13 protein-coding genes are annotated in these 17,091 nt (G+C 47.4%); 7 read left to right on the plus strand and 6 right to left on the minus strand.

All coding sequences use genetic code 11. The features are described from left to right. Nucleotides 1-165 precede the first annotated feature (165 nt). Nucleotides 166-3,642, plus strand: a complete 3,477-nt coding sequence (mfd, locus tag CWE08_RS05220; RefSeq protein ID WP_126766318.1) for a transcription-repair coupling factor — start codon at nucleotides 166-168, stop codon at nucleotides 3,640-3,642. Nucleotides 3,643-3,661: 19 nt separating this feature from the next. Then, nucleotides 3,662-4,858, plus strand: coding sequence for a CsiV family protein (locus CWE08_RS05225; RefSeq protein WP_126766321.1), 1,197 nt, complete (start codon nucleotides 3,662-3,664; stop codon nucleotides 4,856-4,858). Between the two features lie 129 nt (nucleotides 4,859-4,987). On the opposite strand, the gene acnA is transcribed toward CWE08_RS05225, so the two are convergent. Continuing rightward, nucleotides 4,988-7,705, minus strand: a complete 2,718-nt coding sequence (gene acnA / locus CWE08_RS05230; RefSeq protein ID WP_126766323.1) for an aconitate hydratase AcnA — start codon at nucleotides 7,703-7,705, stop codon at nucleotides 4,988-4,990. 229 nt (nucleotides 7,706-7,934) lie between these two features. Here acnA and CWE08_RS05235 point away from each other — a divergent pair, with 229 nt between their 5' ends. The 3 genes from CWE08_RS05235 to CWE08_RS05245 all read left to right on the plus strand — a co-directional run bounded on the left by CWE08_RS05235 (nucleotide 7,935) and on the right by CWE08_RS05245 (nucleotide 11,296). Further along, complete coding sequence (locus tag CWE08_RS05235) at nucleotides 7,935-9,389, plus strand: alkaline phosphatase family protein (protein ID WP_241973833.1); 1,455 nt, start codon at nucleotides 7,935-7,937, stop codon at nucleotides 9,387-9,389. 137 nt (nucleotides 9,390-9,526) lie between these two features. Then, on the plus strand, nucleotides 9,527-10,387 hold the full coding sequence (tesB, locus tag CWE08_RS05240) for an acyl-CoA thioesterase II (protein ID WP_126766326.1): 861 nt from the start codon (nucleotides 9,527-9,529) through the stop codon (nucleotides 10,385-10,387). Nucleotides 10,388-10,420: 33 nt separating this feature from the next. Then, on the plus strand, nucleotides 10,421-11,296 hold the full coding sequence (locus CWE08_RS05245) for a DUF1028 domain-containing protein (RefSeq protein WP_157981230.1): 876 nt from the start codon (nucleotides 10,421-10,423) through the stop codon (nucleotides 11,294-11,296). Here CWE08_RS05245 and CWE08_RS05250 read toward each other — a convergent pair. Continuing rightward, nucleotides 11,249-12,247, minus strand: coding sequence for a hypothetical protein (locus tag CWE08_RS05250; protein ID WP_126766331.1), 999 nt, complete (start codon nucleotides 12,245-12,247; stop codon nucleotides 11,249-11,251). The genes CWE08_RS05245 and CWE08_RS05250 overlap by 48 nt on opposite strands. 132 nt (nucleotides 12,248-12,379) lie before the next feature. On the opposite strand from CWE08_RS05250, the gene CWE08_RS05255 reads away from it, so the two are divergent. After that, a complete protein-coding gene (locus tag CWE08_RS05255) occupies nucleotides 12,380-13,333 on the plus strand; it encodes a phospholipase A (protein ID WP_126766333.1) in 954 nt (317 codons plus the stop codon). Here CWE08_RS05255 and CWE08_RS05260 read toward each other — a convergent pair. Genes CWE08_RS05260 through ppiC form a run of 3 tightly spaced genes read right to left on the minus strand, consistent with a single transcriptional unit; the run spans nucleotide 13,330 to nucleotide 15,758 of the window. Continuing rightward, complete coding sequence (locus tag CWE08_RS05260; protein ID WP_126766336.1) at nucleotides 13,330-14,487, minus strand: threonine aldolase family protein; 1,158 nt, start codon at nucleotides 14,485-14,487, stop codon at nucleotides 13,330-13,332. The genes CWE08_RS05255 and CWE08_RS05260 overlap by 4 nt on opposite strands. Then, nucleotides 14,487-15,425 carry a M14 family metallopeptidase gene (locus CWE08_RS05265; protein WP_126766338.1) on the minus strand — a complete coding sequence of 313 codons (939 nt, stop codon included), beginning with the start codon at nucleotides 15,423-15,425 and terminating at the stop codon, nucleotides 14,487-14,489. Before CWE08_RS05265 ends, CWE08_RS05260 begins: the two co-directional genes overlap by 1 nt. A gap of 54 nt (nucleotides 15,426-15,479) precedes the next feature. After that, complete coding sequence (ppiC, locus tag CWE08_RS05270) at nucleotides 15,480-15,758, minus strand: peptidylprolyl isomerase PpiC (RefSeq protein WP_126766340.1); 279 nt, start codon at nucleotides 15,756-15,758, stop codon at nucleotides 15,480-15,482. A 218-nt stretch (nucleotides 15,759-15,976) separates the two neighbouring features. On the opposite strand from ppiC, the gene CWE08_RS05275 reads away from it, so the two are divergent. Continuing rightward, a complete protein-coding gene (locus CWE08_RS05275; RefSeq protein ID WP_126766343.1) occupies nucleotides 15,977-16,354 on the plus strand; it encodes a YebG family protein in 378 nt (125 codons plus the stop codon). Between the two features lie 253 nt (nucleotides 16,355-16,607). On the opposite strand, the gene CWE08_RS05280 is transcribed toward CWE08_RS05275, so the two are convergent. Beyond that, nucleotides 16,608-17,036, minus strand: coding sequence for an organic hydroperoxide resistance protein (locus CWE08_RS05280; RefSeq protein ID WP_126766345.1), 429 nt, complete (start codon nucleotides 17,034-17,036; stop codon nucleotides 16,608-16,610). Between the last annotated feature and the right edge of the window lie 55 nt (nucleotides 17,037-17,091).

Raw genomic sequence — 17,091 nt, forward strand, 5'->3', positions numbered from 1 at the left:
GGGTTCATCCGTAAAAATTTGTGATATCGCAAGGATAATGTGAACCGGCTTTCGGTACAACCTGCCCGAGCGGCTCCGCTTCAGGTATAATAGCGCAAGTTTTTATGCATTCGCCTTTTTTCTTTTTGTAAACCAGTGCGCAATTGCGCGGGAAATACCGTATTCATGAGCCAAATTTCGTTACTGCAACCACCCTTTCCAGAGCAAGCGGGTAAAGAATTCACCTGGCGCCATCTTTCCGGAAGTAGCACGGCCCTAGCCGTTAGCCAACTGCTTGAACAACAACCACGGCAGCTGTTACTCGTTACTATCGATACGCCCTCGGCTTACCGGTTTGCCCAAGAATTAAAATTCTATAGCCCTCAGTATGCCCAAGATATTCAAGTGCTGCCGGATTGGGAAACCTTGCCTTACGATAATTTCTCGCCGCACCAAGATATTGTTTCCGAACGCATTCGGGTGTTAGCCAAATTGCCACAACAGCAACAGGGTATTTTAATCGTTGCGCTAAATACCCTAATGCATAAACTCCCGCCAGCTTCGTTTATTGCTGGCCATAGCTTGTTACTTAAGGCCGGAGAAAAGCATTCTTTAGAATCATTACGCATGCAGCTTGAGCGCGCTGGCTATCGGCACGTAAATCAAGTAATGGAACACGGAGAATATAGCGTTCGCGGCTCTATTGTTGATTTATTTCCGATGGGCACAGAAGCCCCTTATCGAATCGATTATTTCGACGACGACATCGATAGCATTCGCCAATTTGATGTGGATAGCCAGCGATCAGATGCGCCCATTGCTGAAATCGCTTTGCTTCCAGCGCGAGAATTCCCCACAACACCCGATGGTATTGAGCTTTTTCGCCGCCAATTCCGTGAACAATTCGAAGCGCTCACAGCGAAAGATTCAGTTTATCAGCAAGTTTCCCAAGGTATTATGCCTGCAGGCATTGAATACTATGCGCCCCTCTTTTTCACGGAAACATCAACCTTGTTCGATTACCTACCGAGCGACACCTTGCTGCTCACCCACGGTGATTTACAGGGGCAACTGCGTAAGCTCTGGCATGATTTAACCTTCCGTTACGAAGATCGACGTTGGGATAAACAAAAACCAATCTTGCCACCACTGCAACTATTCATGGCGGAAGATCAAATATTCCAAGCCTTCAAGCAATACCCCCGCATTCGCTTGGGTGTGATTGAAGGCCAACGCTCGCCGGGCCCCATCGATTTTAAAACGCGGCCGGTAAGTGATATCACCATTGATGGTAAACAAAAAGAACCGCTCGCAAAGGTGCAAGCTCACTTAGAAAAAGCCAGTGCCAAGGGCGAGCGCGTGCTCTTTTGTGTAGAATCAGCGGGCCGCCGCGAGAGCATGTTGCAGCTTTTAGGTAAAGGCAACATCCATCCTGAAGAAATCGAATCCTTTGCGGCGTTTATTCAAGGCAATCATGAACTCGGTATTCTCATTAGCCCCTTGGAGCATTCCTTTTTCGCCGAAATAAGTGACACCATTAGCCTATGGTTAATCACGGAAACCGAGCTACTGGGCCACCGCCCGCCCCAACACAAACATCATGATAAGCGCAGCGCCCAGCAAGCTGATGCACTTATCAAGAACCTTGCAGAGCTTTCTATCGGCCAGCTTGTGGTGCATATCGACCACGGCATTGGCCGTTACCAAGGGCTTACCAGTTTAGACGCAGGTGGCATCGAAACTGAGTTTCTCACTCTCGAATACGATAACAATACAAAATTGTTTGTGCCGGTTTCATCGCTACACCTCATCAGTCGATATAGTGGTGGCGATCAGGAACGCGTGAAGCTAAGTAAGCTTGGCAATGATAGCTGGGAAAAAGCACGCAAGCGTGCTGCAGAAAAAGTGCGTGATGTAGCCGCCGAATTGCTCGAAGTATACGCCCAACGAGAAGCTAAGCCCGGTTACGCGTTCTCGATTAGTGAGGAAGATCACGCTCGCTTCGCGGCTGGTTTCCCATTTAATGAAACCGATGATCAAATTCAAGCTATTACCGCTGTTCTCGAAGATATGCGCAAGCCGCGCGCTATGGATCGCTTGGTTTGTGGCGATGTTGGGTTTGGTAAAACTGAAGTAGCTATGCGTGCGGCCTTTACCGCAGTGAATGATGGTAAACAAGTAGCCGTATTGGTGCCCACCACACTCCTAGCACAACAACACTATGATAATTTTCGCGATCGCTTTGCCGAGTGGCCGGTGAGTATCGAGTTACTCTCGCGGTTTCGAACCGGGAAGCAAACCACTAAAGCACTGAGCGATTTGGAATCTGGCAAAGTAGATATCGTTATCGGCACTCATAAATTGCTTCAGCCCGATATCAAGTTTCAAGATTTAGGCCTTTTAGTGGTGGATGAAGAACATCGTTTTGGTGTACGGCAAAAAGAACAAATTAAACGTTTGCGTTCAGATGTAGATATTCTCACCCTCACCGCTACGCCAATTCCGCGAACCTTGAACATGGCCATGAACAATATTCGCGATCTTTCTATTATCGCAACGCCACCAGCTCGGCGTTTAGCGGTAAAAACCTTTGTTCGTGAATACGATAAAGCCACGGTTCGAGAGGCATTACTGCGCGAAATTCTCCGTGGCGGCCAAGTGTATTTTCTTCACAACAATGTAGAAACCATTGAACGTACGGCCGAGAAGTTGCGTGAACTAGTACCAGAAGCGCGCATTCAAACCGCTCATGGGCAAATGGGCGAACGTGAACTCGAAGCCATAATGTCTGATTTTTATCATCAGCGGTTTAATGTGTTGGTGTGCACCACCATCATTGAAACTGGCATCGATGTGCCCAGTGCTAACACAATCATTATGGATCGCGCCGATAACCTTGGCCTTGCGCAATTGCACCAACTTCGAGGCCGAGTTGGTCGTTCGCACCATCAAGCCTATGCATACTTGCTCACGCCTAATCCACGGCGCATGACTAAAGATGCTGTAAAGCGCCTTGAAGCCATTAGCCAATTAGAAGATCTTGGCGCTGGTTTTGTGCTTGCCACACACGATTTAGAAATTCGGGGCGCCGGTGAGTTACTTGGCGATGATCAAAGCGGGCAAATAGAAAGTATCGGCTTCAGCTTATATATGGATATGCTCGATGAGGCCGTGCAAGCGCTGCGTGATGGCAAGGAACCTTCGCTGGATCAGTTGCTCAAACATCGCACTGAGGTTGATTTACGCATTCCGGCTTTGCTTCCCAATGATTATATTGGTGATGTGAATACGCGTTTATCTATGTACAAACGAATTGCGGGGGCTGAATCTGAGCGCGAACTGGATGAACTGCAAATCGAACTTATCGATCGCTTTGGTTTACTTCCCGATGCGGCTAAAAACTTATTCCGTATCAGCCAAATTCGTTTAATGGCCGATCCGTTGGGGGTTCGCAAAATTGAGGTGGGCCCGCAAGGTGGCCACATAGATTTTGCCGATCGCACCTCGGTGCAGCCAGAAACCATTATCAGCATGTTACAGCGGGAGCCGCAGCGTTTCGGCATGGAAGGTTCGCAGCGTTTGAAGATTCGCGAGGCCGTTGTTGATACCCAGGAGCGCATAAAACTGGTACAGTCGATTTTAATGACACTAGCTGACCGCTAACGTTTGGAGAACTGCAACTATGACATTCTTTACCCGCTGCGGGTTCTTGGCACTTGTGGCCGTGTTACTTTCTTTAAGCTCGCAAGCGATCGCTGAAGAACTCCCAGACCGTGGCTATCGCTGGTTTGAGGTTGAAGTGTTGGTGTTTCGCTACACTGATGTGGAAAATGCGGATCCGGAGCAATTTCCGAAGCAAGTGGTGCCTTTTAATGCAGCTGCTAGTAGAGATCTATTAAACGATCGCCTACAACTCAATTTAACCGGTTTTATTAATGCCTTACCACTTTGCGAAGGTACCCGGGGCTGGGTGCCCGCCCTTCGCCAGCAAATGCTCTCGCCACGTTTGCTGTTAGATGAATACGCCAGTTTCAGCGCCGATTCTTTGGCTTGCCGGCGCCTGCCGCACCTGCCCCTAGTCGCAAGTTGGTATGAGGGGCAACAAGAGATACTCAGCGATACCTTGCATGCAGTGCCCGTTACCATTAGTGGCCGTAAAACCGGCACGCGCGAAGAGTTATTACAAGCCGAGATTCCTTTTACCGTACACATCGATAACTTTCGTTTTCGCCAGCTTCGGCAAAATTTTGAACGCCGCCGTGATACCGAAGTGTTGCTGCACACGGCTTGGATGCAACCTGTATTCAATCAAAATGTAGGCCGAAAAATCCGCTTATTTGCGGGTGAAAATCTCAGTGAGCAATTTGATTATGCCGGTTTTCCAATTGAAAACACCGCCCGTGAAGAGCTAATGCAAAGCTTACAGCTGGCCCGTAACGCACAAGAAACAACAAACGAGGATGTGTTTGCCAGTATTGATTTTGTTTTCAATGCTATTGATAACAATGAGTTTGCGTTTGCCGATTATCGAAATGCGGAAAATGATTTACCAGTGCGGCCTATTCAGCAGCCAGCGGGAACACCAGAAAATGTGTGGGAATTTGATGGCTTGCTCGATATCTACTTAATCGGCAACTATTTACATATCAACACCGATTTCAGCCTGCGCGAGGTAATCACACTGAACCCAGCCGTGCGCACGCCGGAAGAGCAACTTCAGGATTTCATTAGCGAAAGTGATAATAGTTTGGAGTTTCTTCGCGCCTATCCCCTGCGCCAACTACGCCGAGTAATTTCCCATCAAACCCATTACTTTGATCACCCGAACTTCGGTGTGGTCATCGAGATTCGGCGAACTCCGCTTTCAGCTCGCCGCTAACTTCAACTACACTCAATTAAGTATTAGCAAAATACCTACAAAGGCGGCAAAGAAAAGCGTTAATTAGAATACATAAAAAAGCCCCATGCACTTAACTATGCATGGGGCTTACTTACCAAGAACTTCTTGTTATTCTGCTACAAGCTCGCGTAACACATGGTGCAAAATGCCACCACTCAAGAAGTAGCGCACCTCATTCAAGGTATCAATGCGGCAGGTTAAGGTGAATTTCACTTCATCACCGTTATCTTTCTTCGCAACCGCTTGTACCTCTTGGCCCGGCTTAATATCTTTATTCAAACCATGTAAAGAGATCTGCTCACTGCCATCGAGGCCAAGGTTTTGCGCGCTATCACCTTGCTTAAATTGCAGCGGTAACACGCCCATGCCTACTAAGTTAGAACGGTGAATTCGCTCGTAACTTTCGGCAATAACCGCCGATACGCCCAGCAAGCGAGTGCCCTTAGCCGCCCAATCTCGGCTCGAGCCGGTACCGTATTCCTTGCCAGCTAATACAACCAGAGGCGTTTTCTCTTCTTGATAACGCATCGCCGCATCATAAATAGGCATCTCTTCACCGGAAGGCATGTGGCGCGTTACGCCACCCTCAGAGCCTTTTACCATAAGGTTCTTAATTCGAATATTAGCAAAGGTACCGCGCATCATTACTTCATGATTACCCCGGCGTGAACCGTAAGAATTGAAATCTTTTACGGCAACACCCTGCTCCTGTAAATAAGAACCGGCCGGTGAATCTGGCTTAATCGCGCCAGCAGGAGAAATATGATCGGTGGTTATGGTATCGCCAAATAACGCCAACACCCGTGCCAATTCAATATCTTTTGGCTCCGGTGCCGGCTTATCAATACCAGCGAAGAACGGTGGATTGGCAACGTAGGTTGATTCATCTTTCCACTCATAGGTGAGGCTATCCGGAATTTCCAGCGCCTGCCAATGTTCATCGCCATCGAATACTTCAGCGTATTGTTTGCGGAACATGTCGCTTACAACCTTTGCCACTTCTTCTTTGATTTCAGCGGTGCTCGGCCAAATATCTTTGAGATACACCGGGTTGCCTTCTTTATCTTCGCCCAAAGGATCTTTACTTAAATCCATACGGGTGCTGCCCGCCAGTGCGAACGCAACCACCAAGGGTGGCGAAGCGAGCCAGTTCGCTTTTACTTGCGGATGAATCCGGCCTTCAAAGTTGCGATTACCCGAAAGCACCGATGAAACCACCAAATCACCTTTATCAATGGCGGTAGCTACATCATCTGGCAATGGCCCCGAGTTACCAATGCAAGTAGTACAGCCGTAACCCACTAAATCGAAACCAAGTTTATCTAAATAGGTATCAAGCCCTGCCGCCTCTAGGTAATCGGTAACCACTTTCGAGCCTGGCGCCAATGATGATTTCACCCAAGGCTTACGCTGCAAGCCTTTTTCAATGGCTTTTTTCGCTACCAAGCCCGCCGCCATCATTACGCTTGGGTTTGATGTGTTGGTGCAGGAAGTAATCGCCGCAATCACCACGTCACCATGGCGCAGGGTGTGTTCAGTACCCTCGATCGGAACCGCGGTATCATCGCTTAAATCGGCACGAGTAATTGATTCTTTACCACCGATTTCGGGGTCTTCCGATACATTCATCGATTCCAGCAGCAAGTTGAAACTTTCACCAAGCTGAGTGAGCGAAACCTTATCTTGTGGCCGTTTCGGGCCTGCCAACGAAGGCTCTACCGTGCTCATATCGAGTGCGAGTGAATCGGTAAACACCGGTTCATTCTTATCATCGCGCCACATACCTTGGGCTTTCGAATAAGCTTCAACCAAATCAATGGTTTCTTTATCGCGCCCAGATAATTCTAGGTACGTTAAGGTTTCTTGATCTACTGGGAAAAAGCCACAGGTAGCACCATATTCTGGCGCCATGTTGGCAATCGTAGCGCGATCGGCTAACGGTAGGCTGGCTAAGCCTGGGCCATAGAACTCAACAAATTTTCCAACTACGCCTTTTTCTCGCAGCATTTGCGTTACCGTAAGCACCAAATCGGTAGCAGTTACGCCTTCTGGTAAAGCCCCATCAAGGCGGAAACCAATCACCTCAGGAATTAACATCGAAATCGGCTGGCCCAACATAGCCGCTTCGGCTTCAATACCACCAACACCCCAGCCTAAAACGCCAAGGCCGTTAATCATCGTAGTATGGGAATCAGTGCCTACTAGCGTATCGGGGTATGCATAGGTTTTGCCATCTTCTTCACTCGACCAAACAACTTTGGCCAAATATTCCAAGTTCACTTGGTGGCAAATACCTGTACCTGGGGGAACAACTCGGAAGTTGTTGAAGGCTTTTTGCCCCCAGCGTAAGAATTCATAGCGCTCTTTGTTGCGCTCCATTTCAATTTTCACGTTCTCTTCGAAGGCTTCAGGTGTAGCAAACTTATCTACCATCACCGAATGGTCGATCACCAAATCCACCGCGGATAACGGGTTGATACGATCCGCTGGCAAACCAGCCTTGGCTACCGCATCGCGCATAGCCGCCAAATCAACAACGGCAGGTACACCGGTAAAATCTTGCATCAGCACCCGAGCTGGCCGATATTCAATTTCTTTATCCGAGCTACGGTTCTCTAACCACGCAACCATCGCTTTAAAATCATCAGGCTTTACCGTGGTGCCATCTTCATTGCGCAATAGGTTTTCTAACAAAACCTTGAGAGAAACCGGCAGTTTATCAATATCGCCTAATGCTTCTGCAGCTTTCGGTAAACTGTAGTAATGAAACTCTTTATCCCCCACTTGTAACGAGCTGAGGGTGTTCAAACTATCTTGCCCTGCCATAACGCGTTCCTTCTTAGTGATATTATTTATCTTATAAGCTTGGGCTTTATTTCGAAAAATTCAAGCTATAACCACTATATACATCTTTAATAAGCGATTACAAACTATACCTTAGTAGCGCCTTGGGTGGCTTTGCTTCATGCAATTGTCATTGAATATGAGTATACTCGTACACTGAATTTATCGTGAGAACGATAACCCAAAATAAGCTTTAGGAGCGAACGTGGTTATGGCATTGGCACACTCTCAATTAGCAAACAAAAAAGAACGTCAATTTAAAGCAAAAAAGAAGGCTCTCGGGCGCACATTAACCGGTTCAGGCTTCGCCAAAAGCTTAGAGTTCGCGAAAAGCTTAGGCTTCGCTTCTGCGCTAACCAAGAGAGCTGCAACAGCATTCGTAACGAGCGCGTTTATCGCTACTACTGTGCTAACCAGTGCGCTTTTTAGTAGCAACATCTATGCGCAAACCAATGCTAATGAGCAACAGCAACAATGGCATGAATTAGAACCCACAGTGATTTTGATCTCCATTGATGGTGCTCGCCACGATTATCTTGATCGCTACGCCGCACCAAACTTGAATCGCCTCGCTAACGAAGGCTTACGAGCCGAACACTTACAGCCTGTATTCCCAACCAAAACCTTTCCGAATCATTATTCATTAGTAACCGGTTTACACCCACAAAACCATGGTATTACTGAAAACAGCATTTACGACCCAAATTTTGATGCTATTTTTCGCATGAGTATCACCCACGAAGTGACCAATCCTCGTTGGTGGGGTGGCGAACCAATTTGGGTAACAGCGGAGTTGCAAGATACCATCGCCGGCACTTTCTTCTTCCCCGGTTCTGAAGCGCCCATTAAAGATACCCAAGCAACCTATTGGTTTCCCTATGATGGCAGTGTGAGTAATCGTGAACGCGTAGATACCGTAATCGAGTGGCTGGAAAAGCCGCAAGCTGAACGCCCACAAATGATTACTTTGTATTTCAGTGATGTGGATTCAGCAGGCCACGGCTACGGCCCTGGCTCACGGGAAGTGGCGCAAGCATTGCGCAACATCGATAACGAAATCGGCCACTTGGTTACTCAGCTCGAGCAGCGTGGCTGGTTAGATAGTGTTGATATCATGATTACCGCTGACCATGGCATGGCACGTGTCGATCAAACAAAACACATGGTAATCGACCAAGCCTATGATTCTGAGCGCGCTGAACGTGCTCTGTATTCTCGTGAGCTGGCACATATTTTTGCCAAAGATGGCGAGATCGCAAATATTGTGGCCGAACTTGAAGCAAACTTGCCACACGCACAAGTGTTCACCAAAGAAACCATGCCCGCTCGTTTTCATTATACGGATAACGATAGAATTGCCGACGTTTTAGCAGTGGCTAATCCCGGTTGGATTTTTGCGCGAGAATTTCGCCTTGAAGATATGCAAAACGACCCAGAATATTTTCGCCCTCGCGGTAGCCACGGTTATGATAACGAACACCCTGATATGCAGGGCATTTTTATCGCCCATGGCCCAAGCTTTAAGCAAAACGCCGAGGTAGGCCCAGTGAAAATGGTAGATTTGTACAACGTAGTTGCACACATTCTTGCCCTTGAACCAGCAGCAAACGATGGTAATCCCGCAGTGATTCCAATGCTGCTAAATGTTGAGCCTGAAGCCGAATAAAAACACAACCGCACCTGCCTAGCCCTTAAACCAGCTAGGCAAGCGCGGGTTGAGTACGGAAAAATTGAATACGAACAAATTGAACACGAACAAATCGAACACGAAAAGAAAGCGCACAAAAGTAACAAGGAACCTGAATGAGCAAAGTATTGGATGACTTACTAAATCTTTTACACTTAGAGCCAATTGAGCAAGGCATTTACCGTGGGCAAAGCCAAGATTTAGGTTTTGCTGCCGTGTTCGGTGGCCAAGTAATGGGGCAAGCCCTTTCAGCGGCGAAAGAAACCGTTCCTGAAGAGCGCGCGGTGCACTCATTTCATAGTTATTTTCTGCGGCCTGGTGATGCATCCAAGCCAATTGTGTACGACGTTGAGAACATTCGTGATGGCCGCAGCTTTTCCACTCGCCGAGTAAAGGCGATTCAATTCGGTAAGCCAATTTTTCACCTTACCGCATCGTATCAAATACCGGAAAAGGGAGCTGATCATCAAAGTGAAATGCCACAAGTGCCGGGCCCTGAAGGCTTACCATCAGATTTAGATATTTACCGGGAGCATGCCGAGTTAATCCCAGAAGCAATTCGCAGTAAATTTACCAGCGAAAAGCCGATATTGATGCGTTTCGTTACTGAATATAATCCATTTAAGCCACAAGCTTGCGATCCTGTGCGCTACGTTTGGATTAAAGCCAATGGCACCCTGCCCGATGATCAGCGCATCCATCAATATTTATTGGCTTACGCATCGGATTTTAATTTTTTGCCAACATCAATGCAGCCCCATGGCAAAACCTTCGCGGACCCGAAAATTCAAATGGCTACCATCGACCATGCCATGTGGTTTCACCGTTCATTTCGCATGGATGATTGGTTGCTGTATGCTATTGATAGCCCAACGGCCCAAGGGGCGCGCGGTTTGGTGCGCGGCCAGATATTCAATCGCGAAGGCGTTTTAGTTGCCTCAACCATGCAAGAAGGTTTGATTCGAGAGCGAGATTAAGCGCTGAACTCATACAACGAAAGGATGAAGCCAATGATTGCCACCTACACGTTAGCGGTTCGCGATCCAGGTACCGAAAGCCTTGGTATTATCACCGCATCTAATTTTTTAGCGGTAGGGGCTTTGGTACCGTGGATAAACGCACGCGCAGGTTTGGTGGTGAGCCAAAGCTTTGCTAACCCCGATGCAGCCGGATCCGCACTCGAATCCCTGCGCGATGGCCGCAGCCCAGAGCAAGCTATGGATGATTTCTTAATCGCGGATGATCTCGCCGCGGTGCGCCAAGTGGGCATTATGAACTGTGCCGGTGAAACACATCTTTATACCGGCAGCGAATGCACACCAGAAATGGAAAGCGTAGCGGGTGAAAACTTTTTTGTGCTCGGAAATATGCTTTTAGCCGGCACTGCCCAAGCGGTTGCCACAGCCTATAGCAAAGCTCGGCACGATGGTTTAGAAATGGGCACCGCGATGATCAAAGCGATGTTGGCGGGCCAACAACATGGTGGTGATAAACGCGGTAAGTTAGCGGCCGCAATGATTATCAAACGTCCCCATGGCGGATATTTAGGTGGCTCAGATACGGTTGTAGATTTACGCGTTGATGCTGCAGCTCGGCCATTGGCTGAGCTTCGCGATTTGTACAGCGTATTTAAACTCTACAACCCACAGCTTTTTGATTATCAAATGTTGGATTTAGTAAACCTCACCGCCGCCGATCTTCGCATCATCGATGATTTGCTCCAGCAACTGAGCCCCGATTCACCAGTTACCCTCGAGCAACCGGAAGCCGTGGCTCAGTTGTTAGCCCAGCACAATTTAGCGGCCAACTTTGAGGCGAAAAAATTACAAGTTAGTTCGTTATTGTTGAGTGAGGCTACCGGCTTTCTTCGCCTTACGGCGCTGTAAACGGTTCATTTTTCCACCCTCAAAATCTTGCCAATTATCAACTTCAAAACGGTTATCAGCACGAACAAAACGGGTAACCATTTCTGGTAGCGGTGTTGGCGAAACATCTTCGGGAATACGATAACACTTGAGCTCACTGAATTGCGCTTGTAAATCTGGCACCTCACCCGCTGCAATCACATACAACTCACAAAAATCACCTACTTTGCGATCTAAACGAATTTTCCGATCACCGGTGTGCACTTCAATAATTTGATCTTCTGTAATCACAATCGAGGGGTTATCCGAGTTTGAAATACTCATCGGGTTTTCTTTAATTTTGATGCGAAAACGGCTTGGCACGTAGTTATAGGGCAAGGGATAAAAAGAATCACCGTTTAATGTGAGTGGAAACGTATTCATTGGATAAATTTTACCGGACGCATTTTCCCGACATTTTTCATAAGTGCGAATAAACGCGGTAAAACGGAGATTATATAAACTCAACGATGATGATATGTAGAAGTGAATGTTTAAAAAACGTTCACCGTTCTCTTCATCCACATCACACATGCTCCGAAACACAATATTATCGCGCTTTAACACGAAGAATTTGTAGATGATAATACCTAAGAATAGAGATGGGGAAAGCAACGATAGCGTAGCCAAAAACGCCCGAATATTCTGATACATAAAGCGGTCGGGCAAACTCCAGCTCGGTTCTTTGCCAAAAAGCTCAGTATAGATAAAGTAAATATAGTTGATTCCTTGGCTGCTATCGCCGGTAATAAAAACCAGTGCGGTAGCTAACAAAATCGCAACGGCGGCATTAATCGCGATATAATCAAGCGCTAAACGGAAAATAGAGCGAGAAGCAATATACTGCCGAATCTTAAATTTTTTCTGTGGGTGTTTTAATTTACGCCCAAGTTTAGTTTTCTTTGCTGGCTTTTTCGATTGTGAGAAGGACACGATAAAAATCCTTTAAATACTATGTTTATTATTGTTTTTCTGGCATTCAGAACCATAGCGAATTAACCTAAAAAGCGCCAGTATGAATTACATGCACTTGGCTTTTTGCACATACTCTACAAGGAACATGTTATGCCCACTAATCTTGCCAAAGCTTTTTTTTGGATAGCGGTAAGCCTATTTTTTTCACTCTCGGCGCTAGCCTCGGAAAACAACAGGGATGAAGCCAGCACGGGTGAAACCGGTGGCGAAGAGCGCGTTACCCCGAGTGATTTCATTAGTAAATTTTGGGAGCTGGAGCAAAAAGACAAACGCGGCACTTTTGTGATTCGCACCTTTGAGCCCAATTTTGTTTTGCCGGCTCACTACAGCAGCTCGATAAACCGGCAGCCCTCAAGCCCTACTCGCGGTGAAGCTGAAGAACAGCCAAATTACGATGCTACGGAAATCAAATTACAAATATCATTGCGCACTAAGCTTTGGGAAAATTTGTTACTGCCAAACGCTGATTTATGGGCAGCCTATACTCAAACCTCGTTATGGCAAGCCTATGATAAAAAGGATTCGCGGCCATTTCGCAGCACCGATCACAACCCATCGATCTTTTACACGGTGCCCGTGCCTGAGGCATGGGATATTCTTCCCGGTCAGGCTCGGTTACGTATGGTAAATGCGGGCTTTGCTCATCATTCGAATGGCCAAAGCGAACCGCTTTCACGGAGTTGGAATTACACTTATGTAGGGGGTGTGATTGAATATAAGCAATTTATGATTGAGAGCCAATGGAAACAGCGGATTAACGAAACTGACGATGATGACAACCCAGATTTAGTACGTTTCCGTGGTAACGTTGAAACTCGCCTTTCGTGGCTTCCGGGCCGCAGCACCGCCAGTATCACGTTGATCACGCGTGATTTATCTACCAACCGGGGTTCAGTGCAATTCGATTACACCTACCCACTAACAAAACGCCCTGATGGCATTCGTGCCTACCTGCAAATATTTTCCGGCTACGGGGAAACCTTGTTGGATTATAATCATCGGCAAAACCGCGTGGGTATCGGTTTCTTACTATTAAACTTTTAAGCTGAACTTTTAGAGAGTGGCGGCTCGCGCCGCCGATAGATTGTGGCGAGTAGTTGTTGCAAGTGCTGAGCCCAAAAAGTTACTGGCTTCGCCATGGCATTTCGCCCTATGGGTAGCTCACAAATTTGCCAGCCTTCATGCTCCGCTCGAGGTAATGGCAACACTTCCACCTGATGCTGCTCTTTGTACGCCTCAATAGCCGATACCAGGGCATGTTTATCAGCTTGAAGATATAGATGAAACATAGCTACTTGTGGTGGGTTCGGAAGAATACGAACATTGCTTAAGCCGCAAAAGGCGGCTGCCAACTCACGGGTATATTCAACCGCAGCCGGAATACTGGCCAAATTCTCTTTAACGCCAAACTTGGCCGCGAGTAGATAAGGGTATTGCGAATATAAATTACCGCCAGCACGCCGCGCCCACACTCTCGCTTCTTCAATAAAGCTCACTTCGCCGAGTAACATAGCACCGGATATTCCGGCTAAATCTTTATAAAAACTCACATACACCGAATCAGCTAACGCGGCGATTTCAGCCAAACTCCGCTCATAATACGCTGGGCATTGCCACAATCGTGCGCCATCAAAATGCACTGCAATGCTGCGCTCGCGAGCCCAAGCCACTTGCGCCTCGAGCGCCTGCCAACTTGGTAATTGGCCACCTATTTCGCGAGCAGGCAATTCCCATACCATGGCCGCTAGAGCGTGCTCTGGTAACGCACTAAAATCGTTCAGCGCCCATACTTGCTCAGCCGAACCGATCACACAAGCATCGAGCCCCCAAAGGTGCTGATACCCCTGCTGCTCATGCAACAAAAGATGCGAGGTAGGATGCAGCCCAATGCGGGGGGTATTCCGATGTTCAGCATAGATTTTCAAGGCAAGGGGCTGAGCTAAAGTGCCACTGGGCAAAAACAACGCCGCAGGTTTACCAAAAAGCTCAGCCATTTCTTGTTCAAAGCCCTCGATCAAAGGGCCTTTGCCATATATATCGGCTTTAGCCCCGTGCTTTAGTTTTAGTTCTGGCTTTAGTTCTGGCTTTAGTTCTAGCATTAGTTCGGCTGCGAGCTCACCCTCGGCCAAATTAGCAAGCTCACGCAGCGTATCCGCCATACTCCGAACAGGCTGCCGTAGCAGAGATACAAGCTTCACTATGAACCTGTGTGTGCCGCTACATAGTTTAAACCGCCCACAATAGCCGCTACCTGAGCCTGAATACACTCTTCTGGTGTGGCGTTCGCGCTATCAGGATACACCTCAGTAGTGGTTACGTATTCGGCACCTGAGAGCCCCATGCACAATCCGTATTTTTTACCATCGTAATTAATTACCCCAAATTGCGCTAATGGCACGCCGATCAATTTGCCGCTTTCATCTGCCTCGGCAATATGCGTTACCTTGGCTACCGAATCGAGTACTGATTTTTGGAACGCAGCGGCGGGATCTTGGCTATCACCCACCAAATAAAAGCCATCTGGGATATTCCAATTATCGTTTACTATGCCATCACGAGCCGCAAGCGCAGGCCGAAATTCACTGTTATCGGTGTCAGTAGTTTCGTGGAGATCGATATGCATTACAATTTTACCGCCAATAGCAGCTACGTAATCCATAATTTGAGCCGCTTCGGGCGCCGGGCTCGGCCGCAGAAACGAGCGGTTTGGATCGGTAGTTTCTGGATTCCAGCGATTAATGGTTTCGTAACCCCATGGGCTAATGCAGGGCGCCACCAACACGTTAAATTGTTCCGTGTAATTTAAAGCCTCTGTTTGCAAGAAACGCAACGCACCATGCACACCACTGGTTTCATAGCCATGTACACCGCCAGTTACAATCACTGTTGGCTTTTCGAGCTGCCAGTTTTTTGATTTCAACAATACTAGCGGGTAATCGGCAAACCCATATTCGGCGTAAGCGAGCTCCCCATATTGCACCACATCAAAATCTTCCGCCAAACGCTCAACAACCGCCAGGACATCATAAAAATAGGAGCGCTTTTGCGTTTGTTCATTCAACCATGCGTTCTTTTCTTCAGCACCCCAAGGTACTCCGGGCCTACCAATTGGATATGTACTAGATTCTGTTGTCATCTGAGTTCCTAGAGTTGTGTATCGAACGTATTACAAAACCGATTAAAAGCGGGCTTAGCTGCGATAAAGTGTTTTAATTAAATGAAAACCAAACTGAGTTTTTACCGGGCCATGCACCTGCAAAATTGGCTTTTTAAACACCACATTATCAAACGCCTTCACCATCTGCCCAGGGCGAAACTCACCCAAATCGCCGCCCTTTTTACCTGAAGGACAAAGCGAATGCTTTTTGGCTAGTTCATGAAAGTTAGCACCCTTGGCTAACTCTGATTTTAACTTCTCTGCCTCTTCCTTAGTTTTCACTAAGATATGCACTGCCGCCGCCTTCGCCATTGTTGTTCCTAAGGTTACGCTAATTTTCAGGATAAAGGTTAGGCAGTATATCGCGAACCCCGGCCTGTTGGAAAACCATTCAACACCCTTTTTGTTAGCCATTTGATTTATCCCAAAAAACTCAGTTTTGCAGTTTTCTTCACTTGCGATCCACCATGAATAACTGTATAAATAACCAGTATCCCGGTTCAGTTTAATACACCCCACGAGGAATCCCAATGGCTGTAATTACGCAATACGTAGTTGTACGCAACGGAGAAGAAAAAATGACATTTACTAGCAAAGCCGAAGCCGATGCGCACGATAAAATGCTTGATATGGTTGATGAGCTCATGCCGTTGCTGGAAGGTTGTGAAGCGCTAGGAAATGAACAACAAATTGAAGATATGGCCTTTTTCCTGGCCCGCGAACGCGAGCAAGTGTTAATCGCCTTAGGCGCTAAGAAACCCGCGAAGAAAAAAGCGGCTAAGCCTGTAGCGAGTAAAGAGCCCTCAGCGAGTAAAGAGCCCTCAGCGAGTAAAGAGCCCTCAGCGAGTAAAGAGCCCTCAGCGAGTAAAGAGCCTTCAGCGAGCAAAGAGCCTTCAGCTTCTTCTTAAAAGGCGTCCTGAGTATAACTTCAGTAATTCAATCTTGCCAATATCTGCACCAAGCTGTTTTTTTAAAATACCGACTAACTAACAGGCAAATAAAAAGCCGAGCTACTCAAACGAGTAGATCGGCTCTTTGCGTATGTAGCCATTTGCATTCAAGGCTGTATACATTCACCGCTGCGCGTTCGTGGCTGCGTATTCATGGTGCGTTCACGTAAACTGCGCTCACAGCTGCACAGGCGGCTTTTGCAATGGGTTGTTAAACCACGTTCAAGGTTACTTCAACATTATCGCGGGTGGCATTGGAATACGGGCATACCTGATGGGCGGTTTCCACCAGCTTTTCAGCGTCGGCGCGGTCAATACCTGGCAATGCGATATCCATTTTCACGGCAATACAAAAACCATGATCGATAGGGCCAAAGCTCACTTCAGCATCGATTTTGGCATCATCCGGCACTTTTAAATCAAGCTTGCCAGCTACCGCTTTCATGGCGCCCATGAAACACGCTGAATACCCAGCTGCAAACAATTGCTCCGGGTTCGTGCCTTTACCATCATCGCCACCCATGGCTTTGGGTGTTGATAAAGATACGTTCAAACGCCCATCATCGGAGGCTGATTCGCCAACTCGGCCGCCTGTTGTAGATACTTTAGCGGTGTAAACTACTTCTTTTAACTTGTGCATTTGGCTCTCCTTTCTTGGAAACAAACCCTGTATACAATATAAATACAGTAACTGA

It is taken from the genome of Aliidiomarina iranensis (assembly GCF_003987135.1).
Lineage (GTDB): Bacteria > Pseudomonadota > Gammaproteobacteria > Enterobacterales > Alteromonadaceae > Aliidiomarina > Aliidiomarina iranensis.

Coding starts and splice junctions, on each gene's coding strand:
- mfd (WP_126766318.1), top strand. CDS start 166: ATGAGCCAAATTTCGTTACTGCAACCACCCTTTCCAGAGCAAGCGGGT.
- CWE08_RS05225 (WP_126766321.1), top strand. CDS start 3,662: ATGACATTCTTTACCCGCTGCGGGTTCTTGGCACTTGTGGCCGTGTTA.
- acnA (WP_126766323.1), bottom strand. CDS start 7,705: ATGGCAGGGCAAGATAGTTTGAACACCCTCAGCTCGTTACAAGTGGGG.
- CWE08_RS05235 (WP_241973833.1), top strand. CDS start 7,935: ATGGCATTGGCACACTCTCAATTAGCAAACAAAAAAGAACGTCAATTT.
- tesB (WP_126766326.1), top strand. CDS start 9,527: ATGAGCAAAGTATTGGATGACTTACTAAATCTTTTACACTTAGAGCCA.
- CWE08_RS05245 (WP_157981230.1), top strand. CDS start 10,421: ATGATTGCCACCTACACGTTAGCGGTTCGCGATCCAGGTACCGAAAGC.
- CWE08_RS05255 (WP_126766333.1), top strand. CDS start 12,380: ATGCCCACTAATCTTGCCAAAGCTTTTTTTTGGATAGCGGTAAGCCTA.
- CWE08_RS05265 (WP_126766338.1), bottom strand. CDS start 15,425: ATGACAACAGAATCTAGTACATATCCAATTGGTAGGCCCGGAGTACCT.
- ppiC (WP_126766340.1), bottom strand. CDS start 15,758: ATGGCGAAGGCGGCGGCAGTGCATATCTTAGTGAAAACTAAGGAAGAG.
- CWE08_RS05275 (WP_126766343.1), top strand. CDS start 15,977: ATGGCTGTAATTACGCAATACGTAGTTGTACGCAACGGAGAAGAAAAA.
- CWE08_RS05280 (WP_126766345.1), bottom strand. CDS start 17,036: ATGCACAAGTTAAAAGAAGTAGTTTACACCGCTAAAGTATCTACAACA.